The sequence below is a fragment of the Amycolatopsis oliviviridis genome (assembly GCF_014654365.1).
GTDB classification, from domain to species: domain Bacteria; phylum Actinomycetota; class Actinomycetes; order Mycobacteriales; family Pseudonocardiaceae; genus Amycolatopsis; species Amycolatopsis oliviviridis.
Map to the genome: position 1 here is coordinate 723,354 of NZ_BNAY01000003.1, position 15,449 is coordinate 738,802.

A 15,449-nucleotide genomic window follows, 5' to 3' on the forward strand; every position below is an offset into this window, starting at 1 on the left:
CCTCGTGCGCACTATCGCCCGGCATGACGTCGACGCGCCGAACGCGGAGGAGACCGTCGAGCTTCTCGTGGCCCGCGCCCACGAGGTACGCGAGGACCTGGAAGAGATTCCGCTCGGTCCTGGTTTCGCGATGTCGCGGTCGCTGAGCGAGTTCGGTAACCGCTGCGCGAGCGACCCGAGGGCGGCCTGGGCCGACACCTGGTACGCGCTGGTCCGGGCGATGCAGTCGTCCGCCGCGCTCTTTCAGGCCGCGAGCAGCACCGGCGGAGACGTCGAGTTCCGGTTCGGCGACGAGACGATCCGGCGGCAGGCGACCGGTCCGACCACCGACAGCAACGCCGCGAACTGGCTGACCGCCCTGTATCTGGCCATGGTCTGCCGCGAGCGGCCGCGGATCGATCTGCTGGCCGGTATCCCCGTGGACCTGCTCCGCGATTCCGGCCACGAGTACGACGAATTCATCTATTCCTGGGTACGCGCGCTCCAAATCTATTGGCGCGGCGAAGACAATCTGATCGACACGGTGCTGGAGGCGATGAGCGGCACCGATCCCGCGCGGCTGGAGCGGTTCGAGGCCGCTCCCGTCCTGCGGCTCTACTACCCCCCGATGGAGATGTTCTACCTCCTGACCCAGCGCGAGGACGCCAAGTTCAACGAGTCGCTCGCCAACGCGCTGGAGTTGCACAAGCGGTACTGGACAGCCGACGAAGAGCGCTTGCGGGATCCTGAGGGTTTCGTCGCGCTGGGGCCGCTCGCCATCGCCTGCCTCGCCCGCGACGCGGGGGTGACCATCGAGGTCGAATCGGACTACCTGCCGATTCACCTGCTGGACGGCACCCGGGTCGGCGAGATGTCGACATAGGCCTCCGCGACATGGTGTTGAGAGGATGAGGGGATGAGCAGGCCACCGGGACCGTTGAACCAGCAGCAGCAACAGCAGCTCGTCTGGCAGATCGGCCATGCCCTCGCGACGCCGCTGCCGCCCGGCTGGCAGCAGATGCGCGTCGAGTACCGGGCGGCGGGCAGGCATGTCGAGATCGACCTGCTCGTCACCGGTCAGGACGGTCTTCCACGCCCGGTCCAGCCGAGCCCGGAAGCGACGCAGCTGCTCGGGAACCTGCGCGCGGGCATGTACCAGCCCGGCCGGGGCACCTGGCTGAGCGCCATCCTGGTCTACGGCTCGACGACGGTGCTCAGTACGGACTTCCTCGCCGACGTGGAGCCGCCGTGGCGGCAGGCGCCGCCTCCGATCGGCTTCCAGGACGAACTGCGCTTCTTCCCGAGGGCCGAGCAGAGCATCCCGCCGTGGCTGCGGCAGCGTGCCGGGCTCGAACCCGCACCGGCGGCCGAGCCTCCGGTGGCGACTCCGCCCGCCGAGACCCCGGAGGCGCTGAAGTCACCGCGGGTCTACGACGGTCTCGACGAGTCCGGACGTCCGGTGGTGAACCGTGAGGCGCTGTCCCCGGCCGAACGGGACCGAGTGCTGGAGTACCTCGACGGCGCGCCGGTCGTGCTGGCGTCGCGGAGCTATGACGCCGACGCGTTCGATCCCGACCGGGAACCGTTGGTGCCGTTGAACTTCCGCACGGACGGCCGGTGGTACTGGCCGGGCGCGGTCGCCTACTACCTGCGTGAGCACGACGTGGCGCCCGATCCCGAACTGCTCGGTCACATCCGGGCCTCACGATTCACCCTGCCCGAGGTCGGCGAGCCCGAACGCGAACTCGCGGTCGCCGCCATCACCGGACAACCGTCCACTTAGGACCGGGCGATCCGGCGGGCCTCAGGGACCGCTGGACGTCCGGATAATGCCACCTGGCGGATACGTCACGTGACCGGTTCGCGGTCCGGGTACTCTTGATGTCGGCGGCGAAGGCGACCAGGGAGTGCGAATGGCACGGGGGAACATCGGCAGGGTCCAGACGACCCGCTCCGCCGGGCTGCTCCCGGTCGTGCTGGCGCTCACCTCGGCCGCCCTGCTGACCGGCGCCGCCGTCTACACGGTCGACCGCGCCGGATGCGTGGACCCGGGCCAGTACATCCGGCACGACAACCACATCGAACTCGTCGGCGGCTGCGTCGACGGGTCCGAGCTGCCCGCGACACCGCAGGGGACTTCGCACGAAGCGGAAGCGAAGAGCGGCGCGACACCCAGCAACTTCCGCCCGTAACCGGGCGCTTCCTCCCACCACACCGCGCTGACCAGCGCGAACAGAGCAAGGGACCTTTGCTGTCACTTAGTTAGCATGGGTACGCTAACGATAGCAAAGGTCCCTTGCTCCCGCCCTGGGCTCGGCGGCGGTCAGCCCAGGGCCTTGGCCAAGTCGTCGATCAGGTCGCTGCCGTCCTCGATACCGACGGACAGGCGCAGCAGGTTGTCCGGCACCTCCAGGGTCGACCCGGCGGTGCTCGCGTGGGTCATCCGGCCCGGGTGCTCGATGAGCGATTCGATCCCGCCCAGCGACTCGGCGAGAATGAACAGCTTCGTCTTCGACGCGACCTCGAGCGCGGCCTGCTCACCGTCGACGTGGGTGAACGAGATCATCCCGCCGAACCGCCGCATCTGCTTCGAGGCGACCTCGTGGCCGGGGTGCTCCGGCAGGCCCGGGTAGTAGACGCGGTCGACCTTCGGGTGCTTCAGCAGCATCCGGGCGATCAGTTCGGCGTTGTCGCTGTGCCGCTCCATCCGCAGTGCGAGCGTCTTGATGCCCCGCAGAGTGAGCCACGCGTCGAACGGGCCGGGTACCGCGCCCGCGGCGTTGCGCAGGTAGAACAGCTGCTCGCGCAGCTCGTCCTCGTTCGTCAGGATCGCGCCGCCGACGACGTCGGAGTGCCCGCCGAGGTACTTGGTCGTCGAGTGCAGGACGACGTCGGCACCCAGCGAAAGCGGGTTCTGCAGGTACGGGGTGGCGAAGGTGTTGTCGACGACCAGACGGGCGCCGGCGCCGTGCGCGACCTCGGCCAGGGCGGCGATGTCGGCGATCCCCAGCATCGGGTTCGTCGGGGACTCGCACCAGATCAGTTTCGTCTCCGGCCGGATCGCGGCGCGGACCTCGGCGATGTTCCCCAGGTCGGCGACCGTGTGCTCGACGCCCCACAGGCTGAGCACCTTGTCGATCAGCCGGAACGTGCCGCCGTACGCGTCGTTGCCGAGCACGAGGTGGTCACCGGGACGCAGGGTCGCCCGCAGCAGGACGTCACTGGCCGCCATCCCCGACGCGTAGGCCAGGCCGTGCCGGGCACCTTCGAGCGCCGCGAGCGCGACCTCCAGCGCGGTGCGCGTGGGGTTGGCGGTACGGGAGTACTCGTAATCGCCTTCGCGCGTTCCGCCGACGCCGTCCTGCGCGTAAGTCGAGGTCTGGTAGATCGGCACGATGACCGCGCCGGTCCGGGGATCAGGGCTCTGACCGGCGTGGATCGCGCGTGTCTCGAAGCCCAGCAGAGAGTAGTCGTCGGCCATACCTCCAGGGTACGACCACCCCCTCGAGATCCCATCGTCTGGGATCGAACTCACCACTGCCCGGGTGGCGGGCCCTGCGGCGGCGGACCGGGAGCGGGCGGGTATCCGACGGGCGGGTACCCGAAGTTCGGCGGCGGCACGGCCTGCTTCTTGGCCGCGATCCAGCGCCCGGTCGGCGGGATCAGCGCCAGCACGAGGGTCACGATCGCCGGGATCGAGACCGCGATGAGGAGCCAGCCGAACCCGAAGCCGAGGTGCAGGAGCGCCCCGCTGTACGAGAAGAAGAAAAAGGTGCCTGTCGACCGGAGCACGAAGACCAGCACCACGCAACCGAGCGTGACCCCGCCCCCGATCGCGGTGAGTACGCGTCCGGCGCCTTTGCGCAGGAGCAGCAAGATCCCGCCGCTCAGGAGCAGGGCCGAGGTGAGCAGGTCGAGCACCGCGCCGATGATGAGGAAGCCGGCGGTGAAATCGATCAGCTCGACGACGTGGAAGGCGACACCGGCGAGGAACCAGAGCCCGCCGAGAATCGCGAAGATCCCGGCCATGATCCCGGTGGCGCCGCTCGGTTGCCGCGCCATTCCCGGCGGCGGGTAGGCGCCGGGTGGCGGATACGCGCCCTGCGGCGGGTACTGCTGGAACGTCATTTCTCCCCCTGTCGAACTCTCCGGCTCATCCTGTCAGCCCGGCTACCAGCCGGGAAGCCGATCCTGCTTCGACGGTTCTTCGCCGTCACTCCGTCGTCCTTCGAGCCAATCCGAAGTCGACCGGATCACCGAAAGCACCAGGGCGGCGACGGCCATCGCGAACAACATGAAGGCGGCGAAGTCGCTCGTGATCAACGGCTCCCCGTCCACCTCGGCGAAGAAGTAAGGCCGGATGTCGCCGTTCGCGAGGATGGAGGCCGCGAGCGCGAGCGCCGCCCCGATGACCACGAGGGTGCGCCCGAGGACCTTCCGCATGAGCAGCAGGATCCCGCCGAGGAACAGGGCGGTCACCAGTAGCCCGTTCCAGACGATTCCCACGAAATAGCGAGGCTCCGGTTCAAAAACGGCGAGCTGCGCGACGAAAGCACCCGCTTCGGACAGGTATCTCATGCCGCACAGGAAGGCGAGGACGGCCGCGCCGATGGCGGTCCCCGAAGACTGATCAGAACTCATGAACTCCCCCAAGCCGAGCTGAAGGACCCACGATCTCACCAACCGCGTGGCTGGGGAAGCTGATTCTGTGGCCGGTAGGGCTGGGCGGGCGAGGGTCGCCAGCGCAGGTACTTCAGTGTCGGCGGGATGAGCGCGAAGATCAGCGTGAACGGGACGACCGCGAACATGACCACGCGCACGATCGCGACGAACGTCTCGAACTCGAACTGCATGCGGAAGTACAGACCATAGGAACCGTTGAACGCCAACGGTTCCAGCAGTACCGCGGTGATCACCAGCAGCGAGCCGAGCACCAGCAGGACGGCGCCGGCGACCGAGCGGAAGAACGCCGACAGCGCCCCGATCATCAGGAGCAGCGCGGCCAGCAGGTACAGCCCCAGCGCGGTGAGCACCAGGCCGGGCAGATCGCCGATGCTGAAACCGGATGGCAGTTCGAGGAAGAAGTAGACCGGGAGATACCCGGCGGCGCCCGCGGCGATCAGCCCGAGCAACGCCGCGATGATCGCCGTCGCCCCGGACGGGCGGGCCTGCGGCGCGGGATAACCGAATCCGGGCTGTGCGGGATATCCGTACGGACCGCTCACGTCGCCCCCATCGGCAGGTCTGGGTTAACGGCGCTCACCCTAGCCCGGCGAACCTGGCCGTGGCGGGAAAATCGGCGGACCCCGGCGAAAACGGAACGCCCCCGGCCGACGGGCCGGGGGCGTTCTGTGCGAAACCGTTCAGCGGTGGCGGATCACCACTGCTGCGGCGGCTGACCGGGCTGCTGGCCCGGCTGGCCGAAGCCGCCACTGGGCGGACCGGGCTGGCCGGGCTGCTGCCCGAAACCACCGGGCTGCTGCGGAGGCTGACCGAAGCCACCCTGCGGCGGCTGTCCGGGCTGGGCGAACCCACCGCTGGGCGGACCGGGCTGGCCGGGCTGCTGCCCGAAACCACCGGGCTGACCCTGCTGCGGGAAACCACCCGAGGACGGTCCCGGCTGACCGGGCTGGCCGTAGGGGCCTGGCTGCGGCTGGCCGTACGGACCGGGCTGGCCCGGCTGGCCGAAGCCGCCCTGCGGCGGGCCACCGAAACCACCGGGCTGGCCGCCCTGCGGGGCACCGAGCACCGAACCGCCGCCACCGAGGCCGACGAACTGCGCGGTCGCCGGGATGAGACCCACGACGCCCACGATCAGGATCAGGATGCCGAAGATCAGGTGCGGCAGGCCGATCCCGATGCTGACCCCGCTCGGGACGCTGTCGCCCGAGGCGGTCGTGGCGCCCAGGAGCAGGATGCCGAAGAGGAGCAGCAGCGCGCCGCCCGCGGTGACCGCGATCGGCACGATCTTCTTGATCGAGGCCGGGAGCTTGCCCGCCAGGGCGAGACCGGCACCGGCCGCCGTCGCGACGAGCGAAGCGACCAGCAGCAGGATCACGTAGAGCCAGACGGTGCCGGGCGAAGCCAGGCCGAACTGGTCGAGAGCCTTGTTGACGGCCTCCTCGCCCATCTTGGAGGTCTGGCTGTCGACGGCTTCGGAGAACTCGCTCGCGTCGCCGAAGTAGACGAAGGTGAAGATCAGCGCGAGAAGACCGAGAAGGCCGACGAGGCCACCGGCGATGAAGCCGAACAGCGGGTTCCCGCCACCGCCGGCGGCAGCCGGGCTGTAGCCCTGCGGCGGTCCGCCGAAACCGGGCTGCTGGCCGAAGCCGCCCTGGGGCGGTCCGCCGAAGCCCTGCTGCGGCTGGCCGAAACCGGGCTGCTGCTGGCCCTGCGACGGGTCGAACCCGCCCTGCGAGGGGCCACCGAAGCCCTGCTGCTGACCGAAGCCGCCACCCTGCGCGCCGTAGGCACCGGCGGCGGGGTTGTCGGCCGCGCTCGGCGGCGGGGCGTACGGGATGGCGGGCGGCTGCGAGCCCGGCGGCACGAGCTGGGTGGACTCGCCGGGGGGAGTATCCCCGCCGGAGCTCACCGGCTGCACGACCTGGGTCGCGTTCGCGTCGCCGGCACCCGGCTGGACCGGTTGCACGACCTGCGTGGGCTCCGGCGTGTCGCCGAACCCGCCACCCTGGGGCTGCTCATAGGAGGGCTGCTGCCCGTACTGCGGTTGCCCGTAGTCGGGCTGGGCCGGCGGCTGGCCGGGCTGCACCACCTGGGTCGGTTCCGGGGAACCGAACGGGTTGTCTTGCTGCGGCTGAGGGCCACTCGGGGGTCCCTGCGGTGGCTGGGCGCCACCCCAAGGCTGATTCGGTGGCTGCGGAGCACTCATTTGGGTCTTGAACCCCCTTGACGAGGACATAAAAGTTCAACTCAACCGACACGCTATCGGATAGCCGGGTGGGCCGCTCGTAACGCCCCGGCCCGGCCATCCGATGAAATGCTTCTTTAGCGTCCCGCGAGAAACGCGAGCAGGTCGTGCCGGGTGACGACACCCGCGGGCTTGCCATCGACCAGCACCAGCGCGCCGTCGGCCCCCGAGAGCGCGTTCATCGCCGAACCCACCTGCTCACCTGCGCCGATGGTCGGCAGCGGCGGCGACATGTGCTGCTCCAGCCTGTCCGCCAGCTGGGCCTTGCCGGTGAAGAGCGCTTCGAGCAGATCGCGTTCGTTGACCGCGCCGACGACCTCGGCCGCCATGACCGGCGGTTCCGCGCTGACCACGGGCATCTGGCTGACGCCGAACTCGGCGAGGATCGCCACCGCTTCCGCGACGGTCTCGTTCGGGTGACTGTGCACCAGGCTGGGCAGCGAACCCCTCTTCTTCATCAGGACGTCGCCGACGGTCGCGCCACTGGAGTCCGGCGGCAGGAAACCGTAGGAGGACATCCAGCTGTCGTTGAACACCTTGGTGAGGTAGCCGCGGCCGCCGTCGGGCAGGAGCACGACGACGACGTCGTCCGGGCCGAGGCCCTCGGCGAGCTTGAGCGCGGCGGCGACGGCCATCCCGCACGAGCCGCCGACGAGCAGCCCCTCTTCCAGCGCGAGGCGGCGGGTGATGTCGAACGAGTGCGCGTCCGACACCGCGATGATCCGGTCGGCGACGTTCCGGTCGTAGGTCTCCGGCCAGAAGTCCTCACCGACGCCCTCGACCAGGTACGGCCGCCCGGTCCCGCCGGAGTACACCGAGCCCTCGGGGTCCGCGCCGACGACCTGGACGCGGCCGTCGCTGACCTCCTTGAGGTACTTGCCGGTGCCCGAGATGGTGCCGCCCGTGCCGACGCCCGCGACGAAATGCGTGATCTTGCCCTCGGTCTGGCGCCAGAGTTCCGGGCCGGTCGAGTGGTAGTGGCTGGCCGGGTTCTCCGGGTTGGCGTACTGATTCGGCTTCCAGGCGCCCTCGATCTCGCGCACGAGGCGATCGGAGACGTTGTAGTAGGAGTCCGGGTGCTCCGGCGCCACCGCGGTCGGGCAGACCACGACGCGAGCGCCGTAGGCCTTGAGCACGTTGCGCTTGTCCTCGCTGACCTTGTCCGGGCAGACGAACACGCACTTGTAGCCCTTGCGCTGCGCCACCATGGCCAGCCCGACGCCGGTGTTGCCGGACGTCGGCTCGACGATGGTGCCACCGGGCTTCAGCTCGCCGGAGCGCTCCGCGGCTTCGATCATCCGCAGCGCGATGCGGTCCTTGACGCTTCCGCCGGGGTTGACGTACTCGACCTTGGCCAGGATGAGCGGTTGCAGCCCTTCCGCCAGTGCGTTCAGCTTGACCAAAGGGGTGTTGCCCACGAGGTCCACGATGTGCTCGACGTATTCCACGCCTGACAGCCTAAACGCCGCAGGTCGCGATGTGCCGATTCGACTTCCGGCGTGAACCCGCACAACCTTGAAAGAGTGGTGTGGATCGCGTTCGCCTTTGACCCGCACCTCCCTCCGGTGGAGGATGCGAGGTGAGCAACCGCTTAGCGCGTGTCTGGATCGAGAACAAGGGAGTGTCGTTCCATGCCCGAAGCCGTCATCGTCTCCACCGCCCGATCCCCGATCGGCCGCGCCGGCAAGGGATCGCTGGTGAGCATCCGCCCGGACGACCTCGCCGTGCAGATGGTCCGCGCCGCGCTCGACAAGGTTCCCGAACTCGACCCGACGCAGATCGAAGACCTCATGCTGGGCTGTGGTCTCCCGGGTGGCGAGCAGGGCTTCAACATGGGTCGCGCGGTCGCCGTCGAACTCGGCTACGACCACCTGCCCGGCTGCACGATCACGCGGTACTGCTCCTCCAGCCTGCAGACGACCCGCATGGCGCTGCACGCGATCAAGGCGGGCGAAGGCGACGTGTTCATCTCCGCCGGCGTCGAGACCGTCTCCCGCTTCGCCAACGGCAGCTCGGACTCCTGGCCGAACACGCACAACCCGCTGTTCGCCGACGCCGAGGCCCGGACCGCGCAGGTGGCGGCCGAGGGCGCCGAGAGCTGGACCGACCCGCGCGAGAACGGCGCGCTTCCTGACGTCTACATCGCGATGGGCCAGACCGCCGAGAACCTCGCGCGGCTGAAAAACGTGTCGCGGGAGGAGATGGACGAGTTCGGCGTCCGGTCGCAGAACCTCGCCGAGAAGGCCATCGCGGACGGCTTCTGGGCCAAGGACATCACCCCGGTCACCCTGCCGGACGGCACCGTGGTCTCGAAGGACGACGGCCCGCGCGCCGGAGTCACCCTCGAAGGCGTCTCCGGCCTGAAGCCGGTCTTCCGCCCCGACGGCCGGATCACCGCGGGCAACTGCTGCCCGCTCAACGACGGCGCCGCCGCGCTGATCGTCATGTCCGACACCAAGGCGAAGGAACTGGGCCTCACGCCGCTGGCCCGCGTCGTCTCGACCGGTGTTTCGGGGCTGTCGCCGGAGATCATGGGCTACGGCCCGGTGGAGGCGTCGAAGCAGGCGCTGGCGCGTGCCGGGATGTCGGCGAGCGACATCGACCTCGTCGAGATCAACGAGGCGTTCGCCGCGCAGGTCATCCCGTCGTACAAGGACCTCGGGATCGACCTCGACAAGCTGAACGTGAACGGCGGCGCGATCGCCGTCGGCCACCCGTTCGGCATGACCGGCGCGCGGATCACCTCGACGCTGATCAACTCGCTGCGGCACCACGACAAGCAGTTCGGCCTCGAGACGATGTGCGTCGGCGGTGGCCAGGGCATGGCGATGGTGCTGGAGCGCCTTTCCTGACCCCCTGACCCGCGAAAAGAGAGCAAGGGACCTTTGCTCACGTCAGTTAGCGTGCTAACGAACGTGAGCAAAGGTCCCTTGCTTCTTCCCGGGCCCTAGTGCGTCATGACCGGCGGGGCCGCGGCGACCTCGCCGCCGGCCACGCCCTCCGGCAGGGCCGGCTTGGTCTTCGGCAGGAACGCCGCCGGGATCAGGCACAGCGCGAGCAGGATCATCGACCACAGGAACGTCGTCGAGAACGCGTCCGCGGTCAGCCCCGAAGCGGCTTCGCGCGTCGCCGGGTTCATCACCGCGGCGGTCGCGGCCAGCTGCCCCTGCGCGGTCGGCACGCCGAACTTCCCGGCCAGCAGCGCCGCCAGGATGATCGACAGCACCGCCGAGCCGATCGCCCCGGCGGTCTGCTGGAAGATGTTCGTCGCCGTCGACGCCTTCGCCATGTCCTCCGACTTGAGCGTCTGCAACGCTGCCGAGGTGATGGGCATCATCGTCGCGCCCATGCCGAGCCCCATCACGAACAGCGCTGAAAGCAGCAGCCAATACGGCGTCGTCGCGGAGAGCTGGGTGAAGGCGATCAGTCCGGCGAGCATCAGCACGAGACCGGGCAGCACGATCTTCCGCGCGCCGATCTTGTCCGCGAGCCTGCCCGCGATCGGCATGGTCAGCATCGCGCCGAAGCCCTGCGGGGCGAGCAGCAGACCGGCGTTCATCGCCGTTTCACCGCGCGCCAGCACGAAGTACGTCGGCAGGAGCAACATCGCGCCGAAGAACGCGACGCAGAAGAAGGTCATCGTCACCATCGCGACGGTGAACGACCGGTTCTTGAACAGCTTCAGGTCGAGCAGCGGGTTCGTGACCCGGTTCGCCCGGAACACGAACGCCACCAGCAACGCGATCCCGGCCAGCGCGGGCAGCCACACGTCCACCGCGCCGACGCCACCCGCCGCCGGGATGTTCGAGACACCGAAGATCAGCGCCGCCAACCCCGGCGAGACCATCAGCATGCCGACGAAGTCGAACCGCTCGCTGGGCTCCGGCCGGTCCTTCGGCAGCACGCGCCAGGCCAGCACCATGGTGATCAGGCCGATCGGCACGTTGATGTAGAAGATCCAGCGCCAGCTCACCGCGTCGACCAGCCAGCCGCCGAGGATCGGGCCGCCGATCGGGCCGAGCAGCATCGGCACCCCGAGCACGCCCATCACGCGACCGATGCGGTGCGGACCGGCGGCCCTGGTCAGGATCGTCATGCCGGCGGGCATCAGCATGCCGCCGCCGAAGCCCTGCAGGACCCGGAAGACGATCAGCGATTCGACGTCCCAGGCCAGGCCGGCGAGCATCGATCCGATCAGGAACAGCCCGATCGCGGTCAGGTAGAGCCGCTTGGTGCCGAACCGGTCCGAGGCCCAGCCGGTGATCGGGATGACCGTGGCCAGCGCCAGCATGTAGCCGGTCGCGATCCACTGGATGGTGTCGAACGACGTCTGGAACTCGATGGTCAGTTTCTGGAGCGCGACGTTGACGACCGTCGTGTCGAGGATCGCCATGATCGCGCCGAGGATGACGACGCCGGCGATCTTGAGCACGCCGGCGTCGAGTTTGTCGCCGCCCGGTGCGGCCGGGCTTTGCGTTGACATGAGAAATCCGTCCCCTGATGCTCGGTGTTCCCCCGGACGCGACGACCCCCGTCGGTCGCGGCTATGGACTTGACACCCGGCGAGCGCGCCGGGCCTTCCCCAGTGAGCTTGTGCATTAATGCGCAAGCTCAGGCATGTAGCCGAGGGTAGCCGAACGCGGGTTTTACATGCCAACCTTTTCCCCGTATGCGGGCCGAAAGGGCAAGCCCGCATACGGAATGTCACGAAGAGTGATCAGCAGACGCTGTCCGTCGGGGCCGGGTTGCCCAGTCCGAACAGCGGCCGCAGCTTGAGCCCGATCCAGGTTCCGCCGAGTGCGAAGACACCCCACAGCCAGCCGTGCAGGCTGCCGACCGAGATACCGCCGAGGTAGGCGCCGATGTTGCAGCCGCCGGCCATCCGCGCGCCGACGCCCATCAGGACCCCGCCGAGCACCGCGGCGACGGCGGTCCGCCACGGAATCGAGCTGTGGATCTTCCACGCGCCCGCCGCCGCGGCCGCGACCCCCGCGCCGATCATGATGCCGATGTCGGTGAGGCTGTTCTTGTCCTTCCAGATCGGCCCGGCCAGCGAAGCGGCGTTCGCCTTGAGCCGCCAGAACTCCCAGGTCTCGGGGTGCAGGCCGAACACCTGCAGGATCTTGGCGCCCCACAGGCTGAACGCGCTCGTGACGCCCCAGATCCCGCCGGAGACGAGGAACACCGCTCCCGCGAGCACCCCGAGGACGACGGCGCCGACGAGGATCGGCCAGGAACCGCGGTAGATCCGGGCGAAGCCGCGCGCGGTCGGGACGACGTCGACCGGCGGCGGGTTACGGCGCTTCTGCACGAACCGGGTGCCCAGGACGATCGCGGCGAGGACGGCGATGGTGATCGCCCAGGAACCGAACCAGCCGACGTGGTCGGCGAGCAGGACGCCCTTGAACTCGGGCCAGCCCGAAAGCAGCGGATACGCCCAGGTGTAGAGGACCGAGCCGGTGATGAACCCGCCGAGGGTCAGCACGATCGTCGACTGCCCGGAACCGACCGCGAAAAGTGTTCCCGAGGCGCACGCGCCGCCCAGTTGCATGCCGATGGCGAAGATCGTCGCGCCGACGAACAGCGCGAGCCCCAGCCCACCGGCGGTCGGATTCGGTTTGCTGCCGAAGAGCCCGGATCCGGTCCCCACGATCAGCGCGATCAACGTCGCCGCCGTGCCGAGCAGCAAGGTGTGCGCCCGCAGGCCCTGCCCGTTGCCGACCGCGATCAGCTGTCGCCAGGCCGAGGTGAACCCGAAACGGGAGTGGAAGAGCGCGAGGCCGAGCAGCAGTCCGAGGATGAGCAGGACACCGAACTTCGCCCCGTGCGCCGCCCAGACGTACCAGGTCAGGCCGACCGCGAGGGCTCCCGCGACCGCCAGCGGCACGATCTTGACCGGCTCTTCCGGTTGCGGGACCGGGGCGGCGCAGGAGGTCGGGAAGTCGAGGAGTTTCTTCTCACCGGCTTGGGTTTCCGTCGTCGCCACCAGGACTCCAGATCGATCGGCGGGTTGGGGACGAGCAACGTTAGGACCGGTGACCGCCCGATCGCAGCCCGTCCCACACTGTGCGACGAACGGCGGCTCGCACGCGGCCGGATGGCGGCGGCGACACCAAAGGTCCCTTGCTCCCCCGACACGCGTGAAGGCCCCCTTCCCTCGGCTGAGCAGAGGGAAGGGGGCCTTCACGCGCTTGGGCCGGCTGGCTACGCCGTCTTGAAGCAGAGCGTGGTCGGCGGCGTCGAGTACACCGCCACCTTCGTCGCTTCGGTTCCCTCACAGGACGCCTTGTCGGCGGCACTGGCGACCTTCACCACTTCCGCGTCCTTGGCGGGGTCGGTGCAGGACACCTTCTGGTAGCCGGCGGTCTCCGAGTTGAAGCCCTTGAGGCAGTCACCCTGTTTGACGTTGATGACCATGCACAACTTGTACGACATCCGGCCGGTCATCGAGATGGTGTCGTAGTCGCCCTCCGGGCAGGACTCGCTGCCGCCCACGCGGGCGCCGATCTTGACGTTCGCCTCGGGCGCGCCGCAATCGATCTTCTTCGGGTCGTCGGCCGCCTTGGAGAACTCGGTCACGCTCAAGCAGTCACCGGCCTGGGCGCTGCCCGTCCCGGTGACGTAGTTGAAGAGGAACAGGCCGCCGCCGATCACGACGACGAGAACCGGGATGGCGAAGCGCAGCCAACCGAGCTTGGACCGCTTGGGCGCCACCGGCTGACCGCCGGGAGGCGGACCGAAAGCGTCGGGCTGTCCCACCGGCATTTGGCCCCCAGGGGCCGGCTGGGAAGTGGTCACCGAGAAACCTCACAGGTGTGAAGAGGAATGAGAACCCCGGTATCAAACACCGACCGTGATCAACCACTTAAACCGGACCCCCGAAAGAGTGAAAGCCCCTGGTCGAGGTCGCTATTTGGTGCTCTTGACGCAGACCGTCGACGGCGGCGTCGAGTAGCTCTTGAGATGAGTCGCTTCGGTGTCGTCACAGGTCGCGACGCTGTCGACGACCTTCACGACTTCCGCGTCCTTCGTGGGGTCCGAGCAGGAGACCTTCTGATAGGCCACGCTGTCGGCCAGGAAGTTCTCGAGACAGTCGCCCTGCTTCGCGTTGATCATCATGCAGAGCTTGTACGAAGCGAAGGTCTTGTCGACGACGAGCTGGTCGTACTCGCCCGCCGGGCACGCGCCGCCGGAGTCGGTCTTCGCCCCGGCCTTCGCGTTGGCCTCGATCGAACCGCAATCCGCCTTCGCCGGATCCGAGTCGACGTCGCCGAACGTCGTGATCGCGTAGCAGTCGCCCACCTGGACGTCGTCGGTGTTCGAGAGATACCCGACGATCCACGAAGACGCGCTGAGCACCACGATCGCGACCGGCACCAGGATGCCGACCCAGAACCATTTGGAGCGCCTCGGCCTGGCGGGTCCGTCACTGTGCTCGGTCATGGGGCCAGGGTATTCGCGGGAACGAGAAAGGGCGCCCCGATCGCTCGGAGCGCCCTTTCACGGAGAAACCCGCGTCAATCGTTTTGGAAGTACGACAGCAGCCGCAGGATTTCGAGGTAGAGCCAGACCAGCGTGGTCATCAGGCCGAAGGCGGCGAACCACGCCCACTTCGACGGCATGCCTTCGCGGATCATCCGGTCGGCCTGGTCGAAGTCGAGCAGGAAGCTGAACGCCGCGACACCGATCACCACGAGGCTGAAGATGATCGCGATCGGCCCGCCGTCACGCAGCGGGTTGAAGCCGAAGAAGCTGGTGATGAGGTTGACCAGCATCAGGATCGCGACGCCGACGACGGCGCCGATGATCCACTTGGTCAGCTTCGGGGTGACCTTGACCGCGCCGGTCTTGTAGACGACCAGCATCGCGATGAACACACCCGCGGTACCGATGATCGCCTGCAACGCGATCCCGGGGTACAGCGCCTCGAAGAGACCGCTGATCGCACCGAGGAAGACACCCTCGGCAGCCGAGTACGCGAGCGTGAGCGGACCGCTCGGCTTCTGCTTGAAGATGATCACGAGCGAGATGACGAGGCCGACGATCATGCCGCCGACGAGCGCGCCGATCACGCCGCCGCTGATACCGGTGACCCGGCCCGCGGCGTCCGTGGGCAGCTGGCTGATCGCCCAGATCGCGGTGAGCACACCGGTCACCAGTGCGGTGCCGAGGCTCAGCGCCGTCTTGATGACGACGTCATCGACCGTCATCGGACGGTCGTCGGCGCCGGCGGAGGTCTGCGGAGGGCCGTAGCCGGGCACGCCGCCCTGGGGTTGGTTGAAGCCTACGTTGGGTCCGTACTGAGCCGCGCCGCGCGGCAGGTTCCGGAACGCCGGGTTGCTACTGGATCGCACCTGATCCTCCTGGATCTACTGGCACCTGCATCGGGTTCAACGACCGCGCGGGCCGCCCGGTTCCCGTCGAAGTAAAGACGACTTTACTCACATTCGACGCGAGGCCCATCCCCCACACCGTATGCGGCGGAGATCACGACCGTTCACCGATACCCCACCTGATGCCCTATTGCCAAAACCGCTGATCA

General features: G+C 68.5%; 15 protein-coding genes. 4 read left to right on the top strand and 11 right to left on the bottom strand.

Translation table 11 applies throughout. The annotated features are described in order from the left end of the window. Positions 1–4 precede the first annotated feature (4 nt). From IE302_RS16490 to IE302_RS16500, 3 genes are all read left to right on the top strand, one after another. Positions 5–862: an immunity 49 family protein gene (locus IE302_RS16490; protein ID WP_191255365.1), complete on the top strand. Its 858-nt coding sequence runs from the start codon at positions 5–7 to the stop codon at positions 860–862. 33 nt (positions 863–895) lie between these two features. Then, positions 896–1,762, top strand: coding sequence for a ferredoxin (locus IE302_RS16495; protein WP_191255366.1), 867 nt, complete (start codon positions 896–898; stop codon positions 1,760–1,762). Positions 1,763–1,892: 130 nt separating this feature from the next. After that, positions 1,893–2,171, top strand: a complete 279-nt coding sequence (locus IE302_RS16500; RefSeq protein ID WP_191255367.1) for a hypothetical protein — start codon at positions 1,893–1,895, stop codon at positions 2,169–2,171. 131 nt (positions 2,172–2,302) lie between these two features. Here IE302_RS16500 and IE302_RS16505 read toward each other — a convergent pair whose 3' ends face one another. The 6 genes from IE302_RS16505 to IE302_RS16530 form a co-directional block, all read right to left on the bottom strand. After that, positions 2,303–3,460 carry a cystathionine gamma-synthase gene (locus IE302_RS16505; protein ID WP_191255368.1) on the bottom strand — a complete coding sequence of 386 codons (1,158 nt, stop codon included), beginning with the start codon at positions 3,458–3,460 and terminating at the stop codon, positions 2,303–2,305. A 50-nt stretch (positions 3,461–3,510) separates the two neighbouring features. Next, positions 3,511–4,107, bottom strand: coding sequence for a hypothetical protein (locus IE302_RS16510; protein ID WP_191255369.1), 597 nt, complete (start codon positions 4,105–4,107; stop codon positions 3,511–3,513). Between the two features lie 42 nt (positions 4,108–4,149). After that, the gene (locus IE302_RS16515; protein WP_191255370.1) at positions 4,150–4,620 is read right to left on the bottom strand and encodes a hypothetical protein; all 471 of its coding nucleotides are present in this window, start codon (positions 4,618–4,620) and stop codon (positions 4,150–4,152) included. A gap of 35 nt (positions 4,621–4,655) precedes the next feature. Further along, positions 4,656–5,204 carry a hypothetical protein gene (locus tag IE302_RS16520; protein ID WP_191255371.1) on the bottom strand — a complete coding sequence of 183 codons (549 nt, stop codon included), beginning with the start codon at positions 5,202–5,204 and terminating at the stop codon, positions 4,656–4,658. A 152-nt stretch (positions 5,205–5,356) separates the two neighbouring features. Next, positions 5,357–6,751: a hypothetical protein gene (locus IE302_RS16525; RefSeq protein WP_191255372.1), complete on the bottom strand. Its 1,395-nt coding sequence runs from the start codon at positions 6,749–6,751 to the stop codon at positions 5,357–5,359. Between the two features lie 233 nt (positions 6,752–6,984). Then, positions 6,985–8,355: a cystathionine beta-synthase gene (locus IE302_RS16530; protein ID WP_191255373.1), complete on the bottom strand. Its 1,371-nt coding sequence runs from the start codon at positions 8,353–8,355 to the stop codon at positions 6,985–6,987. A gap of 183 nt (positions 8,356–8,538) precedes the next feature. Here IE302_RS16530 and IE302_RS16535 point away from each other — a divergent pair, with 183 nt between their 5' ends. Beyond that, positions 8,539–9,759: an acetyl-CoA C-acetyltransferase gene (locus IE302_RS16535; RefSeq protein WP_191255374.1), complete on the top strand. Its 1,221-nt coding sequence runs from the start codon at positions 8,539–8,541 to the stop codon at positions 9,757–9,759. Positions 9,760–9,854: 95 nt separating this feature from the next. Here IE302_RS16535 and IE302_RS16540 read toward each other — a convergent pair whose 3' ends face one another. The 5 genes from IE302_RS16540 to IE302_RS16560 all read right to left on the bottom strand — a co-directional run bounded on the left by IE302_RS16540 (position 9,855) and on the right by IE302_RS16560 (position 15,261). Then, on the bottom strand, positions 9,855–11,390 hold the full coding sequence (locus IE302_RS16540; protein ID WP_191255375.1) for a DHA2 family efflux MFS transporter permease subunit: 1,536 nt from the start codon (positions 11,388–11,390) through the stop codon (positions 9,855–9,857). A 234-nt stretch (positions 11,391–11,624) separates the two neighbouring features. Next, a complete protein-coding gene (locus IE302_RS16545) occupies positions 11,625–12,893 on the bottom strand; it encodes a YeeE/YedE family protein (RefSeq protein ID WP_191255376.1) in 1,269 nt (422 codons plus the stop codon). Between the two features lie 218 nt (positions 12,894–13,111). Further along, entirely contained in the window at positions 13,112–13,705 is a 594-nt protein-coding gene (locus IE302_RS16550) for an LppU/SCO3897 family protein (RefSeq protein WP_229907794.1), read from the bottom strand. 111 nt (positions 13,706–13,816) lie between these two features. Beyond that, positions 13,817–14,350 (bottom strand): LppU/SCO3897 family protein, encoded by a 534-nt coding sequence (locus IE302_RS16555; protein WP_191255377.1) that lies wholly within the window; start codon positions 14,348–14,350, stop codon positions 13,817–13,819. Between the two features lie 74 nt (positions 14,351–14,424). After that, the gene (locus IE302_RS16560; RefSeq protein WP_191255378.1) at positions 14,425–15,261 is read right to left on the bottom strand and encodes a Bax inhibitor-1/YccA family protein; all 837 of its coding nucleotides are present in this window, start codon (positions 15,259–15,261) and stop codon (positions 14,425–14,427) included. Positions 15,262–15,449 lie beyond the last annotated feature (188 nt).

What these genes read in the sequence shown, in the direction of transcription:
- IE302_RS16540 (WP_191255375.1), bottom strand. Translation starts at nt 11,390, where the DNA reads ATGTCAACGCAAAGCCCGGCCGCACCGGGCGGCGACAAACTCGACGCC.
- IE302_RS16555 (WP_191255377.1), bottom strand. Translation starts at nt 14,350, where the DNA reads ATGACCGAGCACAGTGACGGACCCGCCAGGCCGAGGCGCTCCAAATGG.
- IE302_RS16515 (WP_191255370.1), bottom strand. Translation starts at nt 4,620, where the DNA reads ATGAGTTCTGATCAGTCTTCGGGGACCGCCATCGGCGCGGCCGTCCTC.
- IE302_RS16495 (WP_191255366.1), top strand. Translation starts at nt 896, where the DNA reads ATGAGCAGGCCACCGGGACCGTTGAACCAGCAGCAGCAACAGCAGCTC.
- IE302_RS16510 (WP_191255369.1), bottom strand. Translation starts at nt 4,107, where the DNA reads ATGACGTTCCAGCAGTACCCGCCGCAGGGCGCGTATCCGCCACCCGGC.
- IE302_RS16505 (WP_191255368.1), bottom strand. Translation starts at nt 3,460, where the DNA reads ATGGCCGACGACTACTCTCTGCTGGGCTTCGAGACACGCGCGATCCAC.
- IE302_RS16535 (WP_191255374.1), top strand. Translation starts at nt 8,539, where the DNA reads ATGCCCGAAGCCGTCATCGTCTCCACCGCCCGATCCCCGATCGGCCGC.
- IE302_RS16500 (WP_191255367.1), top strand. Translation starts at nt 1,893, where the DNA reads ATGGCACGGGGGAACATCGGCAGGGTCCAGACGACCCGCTCCGCCGGG.